We start from the raw sequence: 18,509 nt of genomic DNA on the forward strand, positions 1-18,509 counted from the left end.
CACTGAGCCTTGCGCTTATTTGCGCACACTTTTATACGCCAATACGCCCAATAATACGGTGGCGGCTGCGACGATGCCGGTGGTGGTCGCGGGGTTTTCTTTGGCATAAGTGCGCGTGTGCTCTACTGCCGCGCGGGCTTTGTGTTTGGCTTCGCGCTCGTATTGCTCCAATTTGCTTTTGGCGCTGCTCAAGCGCTCTTTCATTTTCGCCTTGGCTTCATGCGCATGTTCGTGACTGTCTTCTTTCACATTGTCATACAAGTCTTCTGCGTCTTGCAGCAAGGCTTTGATGTCGGCGATGGTGTCGTCTTTGAGGGTGTTCAATTCAGCGCGATCGGTCATGATTTTTCCTTTTAAGATGTGGGTGTAACATAGCCAACTTGACTGTGACAATAGCATTTGTGTTCCGCAATGCGCTGCCATTTACCAAAGTTTAACCTGTTTTAGCAGCCGTTTGCGCCGGTCTACACTGCGCAGATTCTGATTAATGATTGCTCAAACACATGCTGGCAGACACTTGTTTTGCAAACGCAATTTCAATCCCCATCCTCAGTATCTCCCCAACCTACCTGAACACCACTCTAATAAAAACCTGAACCTATTGTCTACAGGCCGCTCTAAGCGCCGCTATGAAGAACACCGTCTTGATCTTGCCCGGTTTTGGTCTGGGCACTTACCCTGTATTGGCTTTACAGGCCGCATTAAATGACTTGGCCTATTCCACTTGCATGTTGCCACTGCCTGAGCATGCCGATTTGGATGCTTATGTCAGCTCAATCTGCCAGCAATATGCGCTGTGCAGCGACAGTGTTGTGATCGGTTGGTCGCTCGGTGGGCAAATCGCCACCATGCTGGCCGCACATGCCCAATGCCGCTTGGTCACGCTGGCTTCCAATCCGTGCTTTTGTGCCGATGACACATGGTCTTATGGCATGGCAGCAGATGTGTTTGCGCGCTTTTGCGAACAGCAGCAACAGCAGCCACGGCAAAACTTGCAGCAATTTGCCGCTTTGGCAGGTTTACATGATGCCCATCCAGACAGCCGCCAACACCTCAAACGCCTCAAAGCCCAGCTCACCCTCGATGACAAAACCATCAATGCCACGCATTTACGGCATTTACACTGGCTACAAACGCTGGACACGCGCGCGCTGCTGAGCACTTTGTCTGTGCCGCAATTGCATGTTTTTGGCGCCAACGATGCCTTGATACCGGAGAGCATGCCCGCGCAACTGCACTTAAGCGCGCAAGCACAACACCATGTTGTCGCCGGCGCCAGCCATTTGCTGCCACTGACTCACAGCCACACCTGTGCCCAAGTGATAGATGCTTGGCTCAATTCCCTCTCTTAAGAAAGCGACCCATGTACAGCGATGATTTCGACCGCGACCACTTGTGGCACCCATATACCTCCGTCACCCAACCGCTCCCCACTTTCCAAGTCAAGCGCGCCGAAGGCGTGCACATAGAATTGCTTAGTGGCGAGCGTTTGGTTGATGGCATGTCCTCATGGTGGTGCGCGCTGCACGGCTATAACCATCCGCGTTTGAATGCGGCCGTGAGCGCACAATTGCAAGACATGGCCCACATCATGTTCGGCGGCCTAACTCATGCCCCGGCCATAGAGCTGGGCAAGTTATTGCTGCAAATGGCGCCGCCATCTATGGACAAAATTTTTTATGCCGACTCCGGCTCAGTAGCGGTAGAAGTTGCGCTGAAAATGGCGATTCAATACCAACACAGTTTAAAGCGGCCTGTAAAAACCAATATCGCCACCGTGCGCAGCGGTTACCACGGTGACACGTGGAATGCGATGTCGGTGTGCGACCCTGTAACCGGCATGCACCATATTTTTGGCAGCAGCCTGCCACAGCGCTGGTTTGTGCCGGCGCCACGCAGCCGTTTTGATGGCGACTGGGACGAGGCCGACATCTCACCAGTGCGCGAACTGTTTGCCGCTCAGCATGACAACATCGCCGCCTTTATCATCGAACCCATCGTCCAAGGTGCGGGCGGCATGTTTTTCTACCATCCGCAATACCTGCGTGAACTGCGTACCTTGTGCGACGAATACGGCATCTTGCTGATTTTCGATGAAATCGCCACCGGCTTTGGCCGCACCGGCAAATTATTCGCATGGGAACACGCTGGCGTAGAACCCGACATCATGTGCATAGGCAAGGCGCTCACCGGCGGCTACATGACTTTGTCGGCCGTGCTCACCACCGCCCACGTTGCCGCCACCATAGGCGCAGGTGAAGCCGGCGTGTTCATGCATGGCCCTACATTTATGGCCAATCCACTCGCCTGCGCGGTCGCGCGCGCTTCATGTGAATTGCTGTTGGAGCAAGATTGGCAAGCGTGCATCGCCCGCATCCAAACCCAATTACAAGGTTTACAGGCCGCATCGACATGGTCGCACGTGGCCGATGTGCGCGTGCTCGGTGCCATCGGTGTGATCGAGCTCAAACAGCCTGTCGACATGCAGCGCTTACAAGCGCAAATCGTGGCCCACGGCATTTGGCTCAGGCCGTTTGGGCGCTTGGTGTATCTGATGCCGCCGTATGTGATCTCCGAGTCGGAATTGGATTTCTTAATCCAGCAAACGCTGGCCATTGTCAAAAACTGTGAGTAAGCCATGACTGTTTGGAATGATTTTTTGAGCGCGCGCATGGCCGATAAAATCGCCGCCGACAATGAGCGCGTGCTCACGCCGATGGCCCGTGACGGTCTCTATGCTGAAGTGGCTGGACAGCGCTTGCTGAATTTGGCCGGCAACGATTATCTGGCCTTGGGCGCGCGCCGCGATTGGCAACACGATTTTGCTCAACATATTGCGGCACCAGAAGCGTATTGGTCATCGAGCTCATCGCAATTGCTCACCGGCCACTCGCCCAGCCACCAACAAGTCGAGCAGACTTTGGCGCGTTTGTTTGGGCGCGAAGCCGCGCTGACATTTGCCAGCGGCTACCAAATGAATTTTGGCCTGCTGAACGCCTTGGCCGACAACCATACTTTGATACTGGCAGACAAGCTGGTGCACGCCAGCATGGTCGATGGCTTGCTCATAGGCAGCGCCAAATTCCTGCGCTACCGCCACAACGACATGGCGCACCTGCATGCATTGCTCAGCCAACACCACAGTGCATATGAGCGCATCCTCATCGTCACCGAATCCATCTTCAGCATGGATGGCGATGTCGCCGATTTGCGCCAATTGGTGGCGTACAAACGCGAATTTGCCAACGTCGCCTTGTATGTGGACGAAGCACATGCCATCGGTGTGCGCGGCGCTACTGGCTTGGGCTGTGCCGAAGAACAAGACTGCCTCGCCGACATTGATTTTCTGGTTGGCACGTTTGGCAAAGCGCTGCACTCGGTCGGCGGCTATGTGGTGTGCAGCGACTTAACGCGCCAATATTTGATTAACCACATGCGCCCGTTGATTTTCAGTACCGGCTTACCGCCCATCAACATGGCATGGACAGACTATGTGTTGCAGCGTTTGAAGGATTTACAGGCCGCACGCACGCATTTACAGCACTTGAGCCAGCGCTTAATCGAGCACATCCATACCCACTTCGGCGACTGCGTATCGCAATCGCACATCGTGCCGGTATTGTGCGGCAGCAATGCCGCTGCCTTAGCGCGCGCGCGTGCCTTGCGCCAACACGGCATGTTGGTGATGGCGGTACGGCCACCGACTGTGCCGAAAAACCAAGCGCGTTTGCGCATCTCTCTCAATGCCGGTTTGAGCGTTGAGCAATTGCAACATCTGATGGCGTGTTTATGATAGTCAAACCCTTGGTGCAACACCGTTTTAGCAAGGCTTTTGCCTCGTATGGCGAACATGCCAACTTACAAAAACACATGAGCCAAACGCTGTTTGAACATTGGCAAAGCTACGCCCCACAAGTCAAACACGTATTGGAATTGGGCTGTGGCACGGGCAATTTGAGCCGCTTATTGGCCGGTTTGCCGACGCTGCAAACGCTGTATTTGAATGATTTGTGCGCTGCCGCCGCCAGCCTTGAGCACGAATTTACAGGCCGCATCCACAGTGAATTTCACGCCGGCGACATGGACAGCATCGCTTTTCCTACGCCTGTTGATGCGGTGGTATCGAGTTCGGCCTTGCAATGGTCGCAAGACTTGCCAACATTACTCAATAAAATCAGCGCCAGCTTGCCACCGCGCGGCTGGCTGGTGTTTGCCAGCTTCGGCCCCAGCCATTACCAAGAAGTCAAAGCCTTAACCGGCATCGGTTTGCACTACCCCAGCTTGGATGCCATCAGCACCCATTTGCAGGCCGAGTTTGAACTGTTGTGGCGACATGAAGCGCCACATCTGTGCACCTTTGCCACACCGATGGCGGTGTTACAACACATGCGCCAAACCGGCGTATCCGGCATTTCCCAACAAGCGTGGACCAAGTCCAAACTGCAACAATTTTGTCAGCACTACGCGCAAGACTACGCCGCAGACGATGCGGGCGTGGTCTTGAGCCAACACCCGCTCTACCTCATCGCAAGGAAAAAACCATCATGATACCCGGCACATTTTTCATCAGTGGCATAGACACCGACATTGGCAAAACCATCGCCACCGGTCACATCGCCACGCTCACGGCCGCACAAGGTTTGACCGTCATCACCCACAAGCCAATACAAACCGGCAATACCGATGTGTCCGAGGACATTTTGCGCCACCGCGCCATCATGGGCTGTGGCCTCATGCCAGTAGACGAACAAAAACTGACCATGCCGCAGCTCTTCCCCTACCCATGCTCCCCCCATTTGGCCAGCCGTTTGGCCAATCAACCCATTGATTTTGTCGCCATCGAGGACTCAATTACACAATTGCAACAGCAATTCGATACCGTATTGATTGAGGGCGCCGGCGGCTTGATGGTACCGATAACCGAAGACTTGCTGTTCATTGATTACATCAAGGCCAAAGGCTATCCGGTCATCCTCGTCACCAGTGGCCGTTTGGGCAGCATCAACCACACCTTGCTCAGCCTCGAAGCCTTGCGCAGCCGCGATATCCCGCTGTACGCCTTGGCTTACAACCAGTTTCACAACAGCGTGGACGCCACCATCAACCACGACACTTACCAATACCTGTGCAACCATTTGGCGCAATACTTCCCTGCGGCGCACATCATCGACATTCCAGTGATTTAATTCTCATCAATCTTAAGCACTACCTTGTTTACAGGCCGCATCAAGCGGCCTGTAAATACGTCTATCCATGTCAAAACACGCTCTCTAAGCCTCGCCTTGCCAAAACTCGGTTTGGAAATACTCGGTGATGTTAGCGGCCAAGCGCTCAATGCGCTCAATTTTCAATTTGTGTTTCGGGATAAACATCTTGAACCACGTCGCTTGCAATGGCGACTCTGGCAATACCGCCACCAAGTCGCCGCTGTCGACAAACTGTTTGGCGATGTAATGCGGCAAGGCCGCAATGCCCAAATCGCTCATCACCGCCTGTGCCAAGGACACATTGTCGTCCAAACTCAAACGCGGTTTGAAATTGACCAGACTCAAGCCTTTGCTGGTGGGGAAATGCCAAGCAGTGCCATTGGGTTTGAAGGCCAAACAAGCATGGTGGTGCAAATCGCTCGGCAGTTTAATGACTGGGTGTTGCGCCAAATACGTGGGCGACGCATACAAGCGACTGCGGATGGGCGTGAGCGGCAACTCACTCACGCCCTCATACGTGGCCGAGCGCCCACTCACGGCAATGTCAAAACCCTCGTCCATCGGATTGATGGTGATGTCGACCAAGGCCACGTCCAAGCTGATTTTCGGATGCGCGCTTAAAAAGCCGTTGAAGACATGATTCAGGTGTTGCGTGGTCAACGTCGTTGGCCCCAATACCTTGATGTGGCCTTCGATTTCATGCTCTTGCTTGCTGGCACCATCGATTAAAGCCTCCAATTCCTGCACCAGTGCATTCGATTTCAGCAAAAACTGCCGCCCCGCTTCGGTGATTTCCAACGTGCGGGTGGAGCGCTCAAACAGCTTGATTTGGGTGATGTGTTCCAACTGGGCGATGCGCTTGGCTATCACCGATGGCACCACGTTCAAATGGTGTGCTGCCTCGGAAAAACTCTGACAACGCGCCACCACATTGAAAGTCTTGATGTGGGTGTACAAATCCATATTGACTCAATTTATCGAAAACTGATGCGCAAATATAGCGGTGATTGATGCAAAAAACAAAATTATAATCGGCAAAAATCCAATAACAAATGCCATCACCATCACAGTTATCGAGGAGTAAACACATGAATACACACGATTTCACCCACAGCCACCGCGCTGCTTAGCAATCCAGATGATACGCCGCCTGTGTGCACCCGTTTTTGACTGTTCACACAGACAAAGCCACCCGTAAATCCACTTACGACCGACAACCATCCTCCAATAGGACAAGACATCCCTATGGCACAAATCATTGGCTGCATAGGCACTTCGCACGTACCCACCATCGGCGTTGCCTACGACAAAGGCAAGCAACAAGACCCCGCATGAAAACCCTTATTCGATGGCTATGTGCCCATCGCTAATTGGCTCAAAGAACAGAAAATTGACGCTATGGTGATGGTGTATAACGACCATTGCAGCAGTTTCTTCTTCGATTTCTACCCCACTTTCGCACTCGGCATAGGCGAGTCTTTCCCCGTCGCCGATGAGGGCGCGGGCCTGCGCCCTTTGCCGCCGATCAAAGGCGATGTCGATTTGCAAATTCACATCGCCGAAGCCTTGGTCAATGCCGAATTCGACCTCACCACCTTCCAAGACAAGCCTCTAGACCACGGCTGCGCCTCACCGTTGCCGTTGTTGTGGCAACACCAACCCGATTGGCCCGGTGTCGTCGTGCCTTTGGCCGTGAATGTGTTGCAGTTCCCACTGCCGACACCAACGCGCTGTTGGAAGCTGGGTGTGGCGCTGAAAGCGGCAATTGAGTCTTACCCCCAAGACTTACGCGTGGTGGTGGTGGGCACCGGTGGTTTGTCGCACCAAGTACACGGCGAGCGCACTGGTTTTAACAATGAAGCATGGGACAGGGAATTTTTAGACTTGCTGGAGCAGCGGCCTGAAGACTTGCTCAAGCTCACCCATGCCGATTTTATCCGTTTGGGCGGCGCCGAAAGCGTGGAACAAATCATGTGGTTGACCATGCGTGCCTGCTTGGGTGAACACGCGCGGGTATTGCACGAGAATTACTACCTCGCCACCACCACCGCGATGACGGCAGTGTTGTACGAACCTGTGCCTGAGTTAGCACAAAAAACCACCTCGGTCACCATCACAGCAGACCAAGCCACAGGAGTGCTGGCATGAATCCGCAACTCTTAGGCGCTGAACTGATAGACGGCACGTATGTATTCGATTTGCACAGCAGTTACCGCAGCCGCAAGCTCAATCGCTTTTTCTGGAACATGGTACAGGCCGATTGGCGTGCGCACTTTGAGGCCGATGCCGAAGCCTTAATGACAGCAGCCGAGCTTAGCGACACCGAAAAACACTTGGTGTGCACGCAAGACTGGATAGGTTTGATTCAATACGGTGCCAATTTTTTCGTATTGGAAAAATTTGCACGTGTGCTCAAGAAAACCAATTTGGAAGTGTATGCCGCCATGCGCGGCGAGACCTTGGAACAATTTTTACTCACCCGACGCGTACCCGACGCGCGTTAAGCCCTAGCAATACCGACAAAAACACAATAAACACCAACAAAGGAAGAAACATGAATCACACAGAGAAAATAGATGTGCGCGCGCTCATCGACCAACAAGGCATGAGCGCTACCCAATGGCTAATCATCGCCTTGTGTTTTGGCATCGTCGCCGCCGATGGCATAGATGTGGCCATCATGGGCTTTTTGGCACCGGAAATCATTGCCGATTGGGGCATTACCAAGGCGGCGTTTGGTTTGATTATGGGCGCAGCGCCGTTTGGTTTGGTGTTCGGTGCTTTGTTCGCCGGCCCGATGTCCGACCGCATCGGTCGCAAAACCGTGCTCGTCACCGCCGTGGCCATCTTCGGCGTCTTGACCCTCATCACCGCGTTTTCCAGCAATCCCACCCAAATGGCCATCTTGCGCTTTCTCACTGGTATAGGCTTGGGCGCGGCCATGCCCAACACCACCACGCTGATAGCCGAATTTGTGCCCGAAAAGCGCAAATCGTTTTTGATTACGGTGATGTTTTTGGGCTTTGCCATCGGTTCGGCCGGCGTCGGTTTCATCGCCGCGTATTTAACACCGCTCTACGGCTGGCACACAGTCTTGATGTTTGGCGGCATCTTGCCTTTGGTCTTGCTGCCTTTGCTCATCATCTTCTTGCCCGAATCGGTGCGCTTTATGCTGCTCAAAGGCAAAGCACAAGACAAAATCCGCCGCACTTTAAACCGCATCAGCCAACAGCCGTTGTCGCCGCAAGCCGAGTTTTTCTGTACTGAGCCAGTGCAAAGCAAGAAGCCATTGGGCGTGTTGTTCACCCCGTCGTATGTCAAAACCACTTTGGCGTTGTGGCTGACGTATTTTATGGGCTTGTTGGTGATTTATTTGATTACCAGCTGGTTGCCCACGATGATGAAAGATGCGGGCTTGAGCATCAAACAAGCGGCCAACATCACCGCCTTATTCCAAACGGGCGGCATCATCGGTGCCTTGTCGACGGGCTGGTTGATGGACAGATTCAAGCCGACCAAAATCATCGCCATCGGTTACGCCTTGGGTGCGGCCTGTATCGTGGTTTTGGGCATGGGCGGTGTCTTGTCCAGCGGCTTGGGCGTGTGCGTGTTTGCCGCTGGTGTGTGCATGAATGGGGCGCAAACTGGCTTGAATGCTTTCGCTCCCACGTGTTACCCCACCGCCGCACGCGCCACCGGTGTGAGCTGGATGCAAGGCATGGGGCGCTTTGGCAGCATCTTGGGCTCGTCCATAGGCGGCGCCTTGGTTGGCATGGGTTGGGGCTTCACTGGCATCATCACTTGCTTGGCCATCCCCGCCTTGGCCGCCGGCGCGGCAGTGTTGATGGGCAAACGCATCGGTGACAATGACAACAACAGCGCCATGGCATCGACGCCTCCTGTTGCCAGCAAATCCTGATAAGCTTTTGCACACATAAAACAAGCGGCCTGTAAAGTTTACAGGCCGCTGTTATTTATCTCTTTTAATGACCTATCACACCGCAATAGCGCAACACTCCAATAACGGTAAACAACAACCAACATGGAATGCCAAACACGGCGATGCGTATCTGCGCCAACAGGCTCAAACCCATATTCCACAGCGCCGCCCATAAAGCAATGGTGCGCGCCACAGCAATGGCATCCCACCAGCCAAATTGCGCATGGCACAGCCAAGCCAGTGGTACGGGCAACAACGCCAACCCCAATAACACCGCCCTGCCCAATAAAGGTATGGCTGCGATGGCTTGCAACTGGGGCAACGGCGTGCGCACAGACATCATGATTGGCCTCTTATTTGGACAGACTTGCTTGTTATGAGAGTGTACGGTGATTCAGTGCTGCGGGCGAGCCACTGGTATTGCTGGCCGCATGGACATCAGTACAAGGGTTGTCATAAGGCTGCGCGGTACCCACGCTTTGTGTCATCTGCTCATGCCATTGCTTGCATCTGCATTGTTTACAGGCCGCCTAGGGTCACCAATGCGGCCTGTAACAGCTTAATCACACCTACTTGTAGCGCTCGCAAGTACTTGAACACATCAAGCACGGTCATTCTGTGGCTGTTGTTTGCCCACATTCTTAGGTATGCTGTGGGCAGCAAGCGAAGCGCCATGCTGTTGCTGCGGCAAATGCTCACACAAGAAGCAAGCCCGCCTTACGATTGAATCTCCGGTTGCAACATCCACCCGCACTGTTGCGCCGCTACTTAGGAAGAACCATGCAGATTACCGCCAGTGACTTGCGCCAATTAAGTCACGACATTTTGGCCGCCCACGGCTTTAGCCCAGAACACCAACACAGCATCACCGACACCTTGGTCACCGCCCAAATTGACGAGTGCCACTCACATGGTGTGTGGCGTTTGCTCGGCATCATCGACACCTTAAAACACGGCAAAATCGACGCCACTGCCAGCCCTGTCATCACCCAAGAACAAGGCGCCATCATCAGCATAGATGCCAAACTTGGCGCCGCCACCACTGCCTTGGCTTTGGGCTTGCCCAAGTTAATCGACAAAGCCAAGCACAGCGGCATCGCTTTATTGGCCATCAACCACTGCGTGCATTTTTCGGCCTTGTGGGTGGAAGTGGAACAGCTGACGCGTGCCGGCTTAATTGCCATCAATATGACGCCCAGCCACGCTTGGGTAGCGCCATCGGGCAGCCGTGAGCCTTTGCTTGGTACCAATCCGATTGGTTTCGGCTTTCCGCGCCGCAATCCCGATGAGCCGTATGTGTTTGACTTTGCCACCAGTGCCACCGCCCGCGGCGAAATCCAATTGCACGACCGCAATGGCACACCGCTGCCTGAAGGCGTGGCCATAGACGCCAACGGCCAACCCACGACCGACCCTAAAGCGGCCATGGCTGGCGCGATGTTGACCTTCGGCGGCCACAAAGGCTCGGCCATCGCCACCATGGTGGAGTTGCTCGCCGGCATCGCCATTGGCGACATGACCAGCCAAGAATCGATGGCCTTCGCCGAAGGCACGCCGACCTTGCCTTATGGCGGCGAAATCATCATCGCCATAGACCCTGCGATGCTATTGGGCGCAGACACCGACAGTTTGTACACGCGCGGCGATGCTTACTTGAACCAATTCAATGCCGCCGGTGCACGTTTGCCCTCACAGCGCCGCTTCAAAGCGCGCCAACACAACACCACTCAAGGCTTTATCGAATTGGACGATAGCTTGTACCAAGACTTACAAGCCTTATTACAGGCCGGCCTGTAAGCCTTTATTTGCTTGTTCTCACACAAAAACAGCCACTACTGTAGCAAGTAGCGGCTGTTTGGTTATGGCTTGCGTTTACAACACCATGTACACGCCTTGCACCTGACCGGCGCGGCCTATGCTGAGGATTTTCAGGCTGCCTTTTTTCTCAGGCCCCATCCCCGGAGAGTTATACGGCATGCCGGGCAAGGAGACGCCTTTGATATTCGGCTTTTGTGCCAACATCTGCCGTATCGCCGCCACCGGCACATGGCCTTCTACCACGTAAGCGCCGATTTTAACGGTGTGGCAACTGGCGACTTTGTCTGTGCCCAATTGTTGCCGCAAAGCGTTCATATTGTTGTGGTCTATGGCGCTGACTTTCATGCCATTTGCACGCAAATACTTCACATACTCAATACAACAGCCGCAAGTTGACGATTTGTACACCGTCGCGGCCGGCCAAGTTTGCGCCCATACCGATGTTGATAACAGGCTTAAGCCCACGGCCAGCAGGGCACGACGCCCCCAAGTTGAGAACAGGTTTTGCATCTTGTTTCCTTAGTCAATTAAACAGGTTTTTCATCTACACATGGGAAAACAAGAGATGTTTGGGCGGCCGCAATCTGGGTGCGTGACAATAAGACGCAAATGGCTCGCTTAAAGCCAAATACGCGCGGCGACGGCCACTGCGCAGCAGCGGCCACCACCAATAACACAGCAATAACACACCGATGCAACACAGCAGCAGTGTGCATCCACAACCATCGTGTTGCGGCGTGGAGTCAGCCAGCGTGGTTGTAGGTAGGGCTTGGAACGGGGCTGGAGTTGGAAAGCCAGAGTCTGATAGAGACAGCATGGATGGCTGTGTTTGCAGCTCACAATGCGCGGCCGTACATGGCAGCAGTGACGATGCCGCATTAACGCGCACACCCAAACCGAGCGCCACCAACAGCACCCACAGCAACAGCAGTTTGCTCACCTGCTTGTACACATTCCTGCCCTGATCTTTGTTCATGAAATAATCTGTGGCGCAGCTTAACATTGGTGCTGAATGATGCATTTGTGCCGCATCAACCAGCAGCAAATGCGGCCTGTAAACGTTTACAGGTCGCTTATTCATGCCTGACATCACACTTTCGGCACTTTGCGCAGCAACTCGGTAAAACGCGTTTGCACCCAATGCGATACCTGATTCAATTCCCAGCCCTGAAACCACAGCATGCGCACCGACAAAGGCGGCAGCGTCATAAACGGGCAATCAATCTGTGCCAACGGTTTTAAGTGTTTTTCCGAGTGGGCAATGTGCACCGGCAATATCGCCCAACCCAAATCGTCGGCCACCATTTCCGCCAAGCTGAAATAGCTGTCGGAGCGCCAAATTTTCGGGCTGTATGCGGTTTCGTTCACGTCTTCGGTGTGCATCAGCAATTGTCGAAACTTCACCAATTCTTTTTTGAGCAAACTCGTGTCGCACTGCGTCAGCACATGGTCTTTGGGCACGAACACGCCTTGCGCCACCGAACCGATGTGACATTGGTCGAAATACGAGGGCAAAGCGCCGCGCACAAAGTGAAACGCAATTTGCGCCCGCCCTTGCTGCACGTATTGCGCCACTTCGGTGGCGGTACCATTGAGCAGCGTCAATTCCAAATCGGGAAAGTATTGACCGATTTCGCGGATGATTTGACTGATGACTGAATACGGCAAGGCCTCGTCCAAGGCCACCGACAGCTTGGCGTCTTGGCCGAAACTCAAGGAATGGGCGCGCTTGTCCAAAGACTGCACCTGATTCATCAATTCTTGCGCTTCTAACAGCAAGATTTCACCGGCATTGGTCAAACGGGCGCTGCGGCGCGAGCGGTCGAACAATTCCACCCCCAAATCGGCTTCCAATAAGCCTATGGCGGTACTCACTGCCGATTGTGCCTTGCCCAATTGGCGCGCAGCCTCGCTGAAAGAACCGCTTTCAGCCGTGACCACAAATTGTTGTAACTGGTCTAATGTCCATCTCATATGCACATAGTATCAAATAAACAGATGAATACAAACTTTATATATCAAATAATTAATGGAATAATGGCCACATTCGGTTTGCAGGCAACTTGCCCAACCACATCTATCAACCAAATGCCATTCAGAAAGGACAGTAGTCTACTGTGTGCCAACAGCGGCGCAGTAAATGAAGCGTACCATGACTAACGCCTACAGCGTTTTCCCGTCTTTGCTCTCGCTCTCTAACCCCCACACTCAGCGTATTCAGGCCGCTTGCTTTGAATACAGCGGTCAAACCGAACCTTAAGTCTTTCTTTTTCTGCCTCAGCCCTCTGTGCCTGTGAATTCTCAGGCTCTGTCTGCGCGCGCCTTGTCTTTGGCGACGCCACCTTGTTTTAGGAAAAGAAAATGATTTATTGGATGTTTTTAGCAGCGTCAATTGCGCTGGAAGTCGTTGGCGTGTTGTTGCTTAACCATGCCGCCCAAACCAATGCTCCTTCAGCCATGTTCATCATGTACGCCTTGGTCATTGCCTCATATTTTATGTTGTCCAAAGCCGTAAAACGCATTCCGCTGGGCATTGCCTATGCCTTATGGGAAGGCGCCGGCATTATTTTGATTACCGCCTCCAGCGTGCTCTTGTTTGGCGAACACATTTCCGCCCTCAAAATCGCCGGCCTGTGCTTATTGCTGGTGGCCATCACCTTATTGAAATCGGGCACAAAAACCGCCACGCCAGCCTTGCACATCAAGGAGGCATAAATGTTGGAACATTTCAGTTGGGTACATGGCTTGTGGCTGTTTGGCGCCATCGCCTTGGAAATCTTGGCCAATGTGTTATTGAAAATGTCCAACGGCTTTAAACGCGTGTTGCTCGGCAGCGCCGCTATTTTATGCGTGCTTGGCGCATTTACCTGTTTGTCGTTCGCCGTCAAAGGCATCCCCTTGTCAGTGGCCTATGCCTTGTGGGGCAGCTTCGGCATCATCATCACCGTCATCATGGGCATAGTGTTGTTCCAACAACGCCTCAACCGCAAAGGCTGGCTCGGCTTGAGCATGCTGGTGCTGAGCATTGTGTTGATTAAAATGGCTTAAACGCCATTCAATTTGATAATCCATATGCGGCCTGTAAACGTTTACAGGCCGCATTGTCTGTATGGGCATCAGCTCAAATCCATCAAATAGGCAAGGTGATAAGCTGCCCCACCTTATCTGCTTAGCCTACACGCACTGACAAAGCCTTGAAGAAATTAACAGTGGCTTACCTATCTTTAAACCCTGCTAAGCATGCGCTAAGTTTCGCGCCTTACCATGGTCACATAAGATTTCAGTCACACTGAGCACACACTCTGTTAGGAGAACCTCATGAAAAAAACCATTACCGTTGCCATTATGGCGAGTTTATTAGGCATGATGGCCGTGCCTGCCATGGCCGACAATGGTCGTCGTGGTCATGATGATTACAAACACATCCAAAAAGCGTACAAAGAACAGCAAAAATCGTATCGCAAATACCAACAAGACCGTTACAAATACGAGCGTGATCGCTACCGTTACAATGACCGCTATTACAAACACGACCGCTACGAGCAACGCTACCGTCCGGTGTACCAAAACGGCCCGCGCGTGTGGCGCCGTGGTGACGTGTTAGACCGTGCTTACCGTGGCCAAGGCTATTGGGTTAACGATTACCGCAAATACCCGCGCTTGTATGCACCGGCCAAAAACCAACGCTGGGTACAAGTGGACAACGATTACATCTTGGTCAATACCTTAAGCAATGTCATTGTCAGCATCTTAACCGGCCGTTAATTCACTCTTAGCAATGTTTACAGGCCGCTTCATGCGGCCTGTAATACTGTGTGGCTTCTGTATTATTAAGGTAAAACACGCTGTCTCTTATGGAGTTAAGCCCGTTTTATATAGCGTGTACATACCATGATGGGGCGCTTCAATTGATAACGCTGAAACTCGCACCCGATATTCAACCATCACATCAACATATTAAACTGCTCGCTATCTCGCCCTCAAAAAATGCTTACAGGTCGCTTAATGCGGCCTGTAATACTGTGTGCGGCTTTTATATTGAGGTAAAACACGCCGTGTCAAACTGGGTTGAGCCGTTCACTATCATTGCGTGAATCCTAAGCTGGATTGTATCAATGGATAACGCAGAGGCTTCGCACCCGATATTCAGCCATCGCATCACCCTACTAAACTGGTCGCTATCTCGCCCTCAAAACGCTTACAGGCCGCATCAAGCGGCCTGTAACTATTGTTCTGATGTCGTGCACGCCGGTAAGGCTTGGCTTTGGTAGCCCAACACATCGCTGTACAACGAAGATTGGGTGAAAATCTCACAACGCAATTGGGCATCTTCGCGCTCGCTGGCCGTGCCGCCTTGTTCGGTGGCGTAAATTTCACAGCCCACTTTGTGAAACGGTTGCCACGCTTGGTAATAGCGCTGCAATTGCGCCGCATTCACGCCTTCTGCCGGTGGGTTTTTGCGCAAATCAACAATGGTGGCGTTCACACATTGGCTGATGTGTTTGGCGACTTTGTCGCGTATCGGTTTCAACTCGCTGGCTTTCATGCTGGCAAATTGTTCGCTGGTCACGAATTTGGCCAAATCCTCACCATTGTTGTAGTTTTGCGCCGCCGCCAATGTGGCCATGCCCGCCACCACCGCGCCCATCAAATAGCCCTTGTTCATACGCTCCCTTTGTTAAATCCGCGTTAAAGTGGGGATTATAGCCTGAGCCTGCGCATATTCCATCGCCTCGGCTTCAAATACATAGGCAAAACAACGGCCATGGCTGATGTCAAAACCCAACTCGCGCAAAAACGCGATTTCCATCGCCGTCACTCCTCCCACTTGCGGCGGCAATAACCACAGTAAGGTCGGGGTTGGCTGCCACCAGCGACCGTGGCCGTGTTGGGCTCTGAGCTTGCTCAGCAACGGTTTTAAGCTCTGTGCCAAGATTTCGTATTGCCCCAATAGCGTGCGAGGGTGTGAAAACGGCGCATTGACATGCACGCACTCACGTTCACCCCAACACACCCGCACTTGGTTGTGTGTCACCTTCATCACCAACAGCAAAGACTGGCCCATGCTCGTCATCCATTCACCCCATACGCTTATCTTAGCCCAGCTTGGTTTGCGAGCGCACGATTAACATGGCATATTGTCTGGGTCTGTTTGCAACCGCTACCTAGGAGAGATATGGCACAAAACCCACAATTACAAGCCATAGAACGCCAGTTGTCCTGCCCGCACGGCGACACTGGCGTGGATTTTGCCCACATGATGCACAACACCAATTTGGGCATGACCCAAGCCGGTTTTGCAGCGCTCAAGCTGCCGATTTCGGCCAATTTGCTTGAAATCGGCCACGGCAATGCCGCGCATGTACCGCTGTTGCAACAAGTGGCCGGCCTGCATTACAGCGGCTTGGAAGTGTCTGAATTGATGCAACAAGAGGCCATGCGCCTGAACCAAGCCGCGGTGAACGCGCACATGGCCGAGTTTTTCCATTACGACGGCGTGCATTTGCCGAATTTCCAACACAGTTTTGATGGGGTGTTGAGCGTGAACACGGTGTATTTTTGGACGCAGCCTCTGGCATTTTTACAAGACTTGCGCGCGTTGCTCAAGCCTACAGGCCGCTTAAGCTTGGTGTATATGGACGAACACTATATGCGCACGCTGCCGTTTGTCGGCGAGCGTTTCCATGTGTATCCGGTGACTGAACTGCAAGACTTGGTGTGCCAAGCCGGCTTCACCCTGCTCGCCACCACCGACCACCAAGACCAAGTACCGTACAAAGACACCGGCAAGTTGATAGACCGCCAATACCATGTGTCGGTATTTGCCTTGGCTTAAACGGGATATTTAAAAGCGGCCTGTAAATGTTTACAGGCCGCTTTGTTCTTTTGGCAAACCATACTGAACGACAGGTTTCCACATCCCACATGCATCCCACTGCCAACTCATTTGAAATCATTGCTTACTTTGCAAACCAAATGCCTCGACCACACTCGCCATAGCGAGCATGGTGCAACTGATATCGCACCAACTTGGCGGCAAATTCTCTAGCGGATAAGGACTGACCGGCTTGGATGACAGGCAAGGCCTGCCGTGTAAACTCGTCTTCAGGTATGCCACCCGCCAACAACATGCGATGCACGATTTCTACAAACACCGCTTCAATCTCATCTATCTGGCAACCTGCCAGAATCTCACACACAGATTCTTTTTTACGCCAAAACCACACATCATCTGTGTGAATTTCACTGCTTTCATTATCAATAAATTCTTCAACATCATCAAAATTACTGCGCTGAATCGCTTCTTCTATGCTTAACATCTTGCCTCCCATAGTCAAAACAGGCAAAGCGGATACCGTCCAAAGCCAGATTAATGCTCTCTGTGCGGCGTGCGCACAAACACCACCACAGCAATCACCCACAGCACGATGCCGAACCAAAACAGCCAACGCGGCCAAGCGGCGGCGCGGTGGTTGATGTCGACGGCGGTCACATACATGACCTCACATGCGCCATTGCCGGTGTCGCTGCGCACCAGCGAAGACTTGCGATACGGCAGACCATCGTGGCTGTAATTGACCAAACGCCCGTGCAAAGTCACCTCGTCGCCGATGCGCATGTGGCGCAAACGCTTGGCCAGTGCGGCATCGTCGGTCACGATGTGGGTATTGGAAATGGATTGAAAATACTCAGTCTTGGCCGCATTGGCCGAACGGGTTTGAAACCAACACGTCCACTGCCCACTTTGAAACGACATTTTTTCATACGCGCCGGCACTGGCATTGCTGCCCCACACCATGCACACGTCCATCACATTGAAAAACTCGTTCCAATCTTCGTGTTTGGCAAACCATGAATCGGTATTGAGCTTGCTGACGATCAAACCCGAAATCTGATAATCCGCCACCGCTTCCACCTTGTAATCCACGCCCTGTACTTGGCTGACCCATTTCTCAGGCACCATTGCCGCTTGCACCGGCTCGGTCTTGCTGCTGGCCTGTAAACGCGTGGCAGACGGCAATTGGTCTTGATACCACCAACCGAGCAATACACAGAACAAACCCACCACCCACAGCGCTTTTACCACCACCGCTCCCCTTTATCTCCCATACTTTGAACGCCATCATGCCATAATTCTGATTCACCCACTTTGCACGGACACACCATATTGCTGCCTTTGCCCAATGGTTTGTACCGCTCTATCAGCCGCGCGCTGCTGGGCGAAGTGTTTGCGCAAGTGGTGGCGGTGGCTGCGGCATGGACAGATGCGCACGATTTCACCTTGCGCGTGTATCTCGACCGCGCCGCCACCGATGAGGATGCCGCCGGTTTGGACATCCTCCTCACCGAAATCAGCGCCGATTTTCCACTGGGGTATTTTCGCAGCAGCCGCGCCGAAATCGTCACCACCACCGCCACAGTGCAACACTTGGATGCCTTAAGCGGCTTTGTGTGTGCCCGCTCCAATAAAACCCGTTTTACCCATTAAGACACCACACAAACACACAAAAGCGGCCTGTAAATCCCTTTTACGGGGTTTACAG

23 protein-coding genes and 1 pseudogene are annotated in these 18,509 nt (G+C 53.0%); 14 read left to right on the forward strand and 10 right to left on the reverse strand.

Features of this window, described 5'->3' with window-relative positions; all coding sequences use genetic code 11:
- Positions 1-15: 15 nt before the first annotated feature.
- Positions 16-342 (reverse strand): ElaB/YgaM/YqjD family protein, encoded by a 327-nt coding sequence (locus BN3003_RS10385; protein WP_058356582.1) that lies wholly within the window; start codon positions 340-342, stop codon positions 16-18.
- Positions 343-629: 287 nt separating this feature from the next.
- Between BN3003_RS10385 and BN3003_RS10390 the strand changes: the two genes are divergently transcribed.
- From BN3003_RS10390 to bioD, 5 genes are read left to right on the forward strand one after another with little or no spacing between them, the layout of a single operon-like run.
- Positions 630-1,352 (forward strand): alpha/beta fold hydrolase, encoded by a 723-nt coding sequence (locus tag BN3003_RS10390; RefSeq protein ID WP_058356583.1) that lies wholly within the window; start codon positions 630-632, stop codon positions 1,350-1,352.
- Positions 1,353-1,363: 11 nt separating this feature from the next.
- On the forward strand, positions 1,364-2,635 hold the full coding sequence (gene bioA / locus BN3003_RS10395; protein ID WP_058356584.1) for an adenosylmethionine--8-amino-7-oxononanoate transaminase: 1,272 nt from the start codon (positions 1,364-1,366) through the stop codon (positions 2,633-2,635).
- A gap of 3 nt (positions 2,636-2,638) precedes the next feature.
- A complete protein-coding gene (locus tag BN3003_RS10400) occupies positions 2,639-3,793 on the forward strand; it encodes an aminotransferase class I/II-fold pyridoxal phosphate-dependent enzyme (protein WP_058356585.1) in 1,155 nt (384 codons plus the stop codon).
- Complete coding sequence (gene bioC / locus BN3003_RS10405) at positions 3,790-4,548, forward strand: malonyl-ACP O-methyltransferase BioC (protein ID WP_058356586.1); 759 nt, start codon at positions 3,790-3,792, stop codon at positions 4,546-4,548. The genes BN3003_RS10400 and bioC overlap by 4 nt, the downstream gene beginning before the upstream one ends.
- Positions 4,548-5,186: a dethiobiotin synthase gene (gene bioD, locus BN3003_RS10410; protein WP_199822586.1), complete on the forward strand. Its 639-nt coding sequence runs from the start codon at positions 4,548-4,550 to the stop codon at positions 5,184-5,186. The genes bioC and bioD overlap by 1 nt, the downstream gene beginning before the upstream one ends.
- Positions 5,187-5,270: 84 nt before the next feature.
- On the opposite strand, the gene BN3003_RS10415 is transcribed toward bioD, so the two are convergent.
- Positions 5,271-6,170 carry a LysR family transcriptional regulator gene (locus BN3003_RS10415; protein ID WP_058356588.1) on the reverse strand — a complete coding sequence of 300 codons (900 nt, stop codon included), beginning with the start codon at positions 6,168-6,170 and terminating at the stop codon, positions 5,271-5,273.
- Positions 6,171-6,554: 384 nt separating this feature from the next.
- On the opposite strand from BN3003_RS10415, the pseudogene BN3003_RS10420 reads away from it, so the two are divergent.
- From BN3003_RS10420 to BN3003_RS10430, 3 genes and pseudogenes are all read left to right on the forward strand, one after another.
- Positions 6,555-7,355, forward strand: a pseudogene (locus BN3003_RS10420) (class III extradiol dioxygenase family protein); the annotation flags it as partial.
- The gene (locus BN3003_RS10425; RefSeq protein WP_058356589.1) at positions 7,352-7,711 is read left to right on the forward strand and encodes a protocatechuate 3,4-dioxygenase; all 360 of its coding nucleotides are present in this window, start codon (positions 7,352-7,354) and stop codon (positions 7,709-7,711) included. The pseudogene BN3003_RS10420 and the gene BN3003_RS10425, both read left to right, overlap by 4 nt.
- A gap of 50 nt (positions 7,712-7,761) precedes the next feature.
- Positions 7,762-9,126 (forward strand): MFS transporter, encoded by a 1,365-nt coding sequence (locus tag BN3003_RS10430; protein ID WP_058356590.1) that lies wholly within the window; start codon positions 7,762-7,764, stop codon positions 9,124-9,126.
- Positions 9,127-9,190: 64 nt separating this feature from the next.
- On the opposite strand, the gene BN3003_RS10435 is transcribed toward BN3003_RS10430, so the two are convergent.
- The gene (locus BN3003_RS10435; RefSeq protein ID WP_058356591.1) at positions 9,191-9,490 is read right to left on the reverse strand and encodes a hypothetical protein; all 300 of its coding nucleotides are present in this window, start codon (positions 9,488-9,490) and stop codon (positions 9,191-9,193) included.
- 437 nt (positions 9,491-9,927) lie between these two features.
- Here BN3003_RS10435 and BN3003_RS10440 point away from each other — a divergent pair, with 437 nt between their 5' ends.
- The gene (locus BN3003_RS10440; RefSeq protein WP_058356592.1) at positions 9,928-10,944 is read left to right on the forward strand and encodes an Ldh family oxidoreductase; all 1,017 of its coding nucleotides are present in this window, start codon (positions 9,928-9,930) and stop codon (positions 10,942-10,944) included.
- 75 nt (positions 10,945-11,019) lie between these two features.
- Here the strand turns inward: BN3003_RS10440 and BN3003_RS10445 are convergent, their stop codons facing one another.
- From BN3003_RS10445 to BN3003_RS10455, 3 genes are all read right to left on the reverse strand, one after another.
- Positions 11,020-11,475, reverse strand: a complete 456-nt coding sequence (locus tag BN3003_RS10445) for a DUF411 domain-containing protein (RefSeq protein ID WP_058356593.1) — start codon at positions 11,473-11,475, stop codon at positions 11,020-11,022.
- Between the two features lie 34 nt (positions 11,476-11,509).
- On the reverse strand, positions 11,510-11,941 hold the full coding sequence (locus BN3003_RS10450) for a hypothetical protein (RefSeq protein ID WP_147645408.1): 432 nt from the start codon (positions 11,939-11,941) through the stop codon (positions 11,510-11,512).
- Positions 11,942-12,054: 113 nt separating this feature from the next.
- The gene (locus BN3003_RS10455) at positions 12,055-12,939 is read right to left on the reverse strand and encodes a LysR family transcriptional regulator (protein ID WP_058356595.1); all 885 of its coding nucleotides are present in this window, start codon (positions 12,937-12,939) and stop codon (positions 12,055-12,057) included.
- Positions 12,940-13,326: 387 nt separating this feature from the next.
- Between BN3003_RS10455 and BN3003_RS10460 the strand changes: the two genes are divergently transcribed.
- The 3 genes from BN3003_RS10460 to BN3003_RS10470 all read left to right on the forward strand — a co-directional run bounded on the left by BN3003_RS10460 (position 13,327) and on the right by BN3003_RS10470 (position 14,730).
- Positions 13,327-13,680: a multidrug/spermidine efflux SMR transporter subunit MdtJ gene (locus BN3003_RS10460; protein WP_058356596.1), complete on the forward strand. Its 354-nt coding sequence runs from the start codon at positions 13,327-13,329 to the stop codon at positions 13,678-13,680.
- Complete coding sequence (gene mdtI / locus BN3003_RS10465) at positions 13,681-14,013, forward strand: multidrug/spermidine efflux SMR transporter subunit MdtI (protein WP_058356597.1); 333 nt, start codon at positions 13,681-13,683, stop codon at positions 14,011-14,013.
- Between the two features lie 270 nt (positions 14,014-14,283).
- A complete protein-coding gene (locus BN3003_RS10470) occupies positions 14,284-14,730 on the forward strand; it encodes an RcnB family protein (protein ID WP_058356598.1) in 447 nt (148 codons plus the stop codon).
- 460 nt (positions 14,731-15,190) lie between these two features.
- On the opposite strand, the gene BN3003_RS10475 is transcribed toward BN3003_RS10470, so the two are convergent.
- Together BN3003_RS10475 and BN3003_RS10480 are read right to left on the reverse strand one after the other, a co-directional pair.
- On the reverse strand, positions 15,191-15,631 hold the full coding sequence (locus BN3003_RS10475; RefSeq protein WP_058356599.1) for a hypothetical protein: 441 nt from the start codon (positions 15,629-15,631) through the stop codon (positions 15,191-15,193).
- 12 nt (positions 15,632-15,643) lie between these two features.
- Complete coding sequence (locus BN3003_RS10480) at positions 15,644-16,039, reverse strand: hypothetical protein (protein ID WP_159061432.1); 396 nt, start codon at positions 16,037-16,039, stop codon at positions 15,644-15,646.
- A gap of 102 nt (positions 16,040-16,141) precedes the next feature.
- On the opposite strand from BN3003_RS10480, the gene BN3003_RS10485 reads away from it, so the two are divergent.
- Positions 16,142-16,801: a class I SAM-dependent methyltransferase gene (locus BN3003_RS10485; protein WP_058356601.1), complete on the forward strand. Its 660-nt coding sequence runs from the start codon at positions 16,142-16,144 to the stop codon at positions 16,799-16,801.
- Positions 16,802-16,925: 124 nt separating this feature from the next.
- Here BN3003_RS10485 and BN3003_RS10490 read toward each other — a convergent pair whose 3' ends face one another.
- Positions 16,926-17,285, reverse strand: coding sequence for a hypothetical protein (locus tag BN3003_RS10490; RefSeq protein WP_058356602.1), 360 nt, complete (start codon positions 17,283-17,285; stop codon positions 16,926-16,928).
- Between the two features lie 50 nt (positions 17,286-17,335).
- The gene (locus BN3003_RS10495) at positions 17,336-18,052 is read right to left on the reverse strand and encodes a hypothetical protein (protein ID WP_147645410.1); all 717 of its coding nucleotides are present in this window, start codon (positions 18,050-18,052) and stop codon (positions 17,336-17,338) included.
- 63 nt (positions 18,053-18,115) lie between these two features.
- On the opposite strand from BN3003_RS10495, the gene BN3003_RS10500 reads away from it, so the two are divergent.
- A complete protein-coding gene (locus BN3003_RS10500; protein ID WP_058356604.1) occupies positions 18,116-18,454 on the forward strand; it encodes a MafI2 family immunity protein in 339 nt (112 codons plus the stop codon).
- Positions 18,455-18,509 lie beyond the last annotated feature (55 nt).

The organism is Vitreoscilla massiliensis (assembly GCF_001457815.1).
Classification (GTDB): Bacteria; Pseudomonadota; Gammaproteobacteria; order Burkholderiales; family Neisseriaceae; genus Vitreoscilla; species Vitreoscilla massiliensis.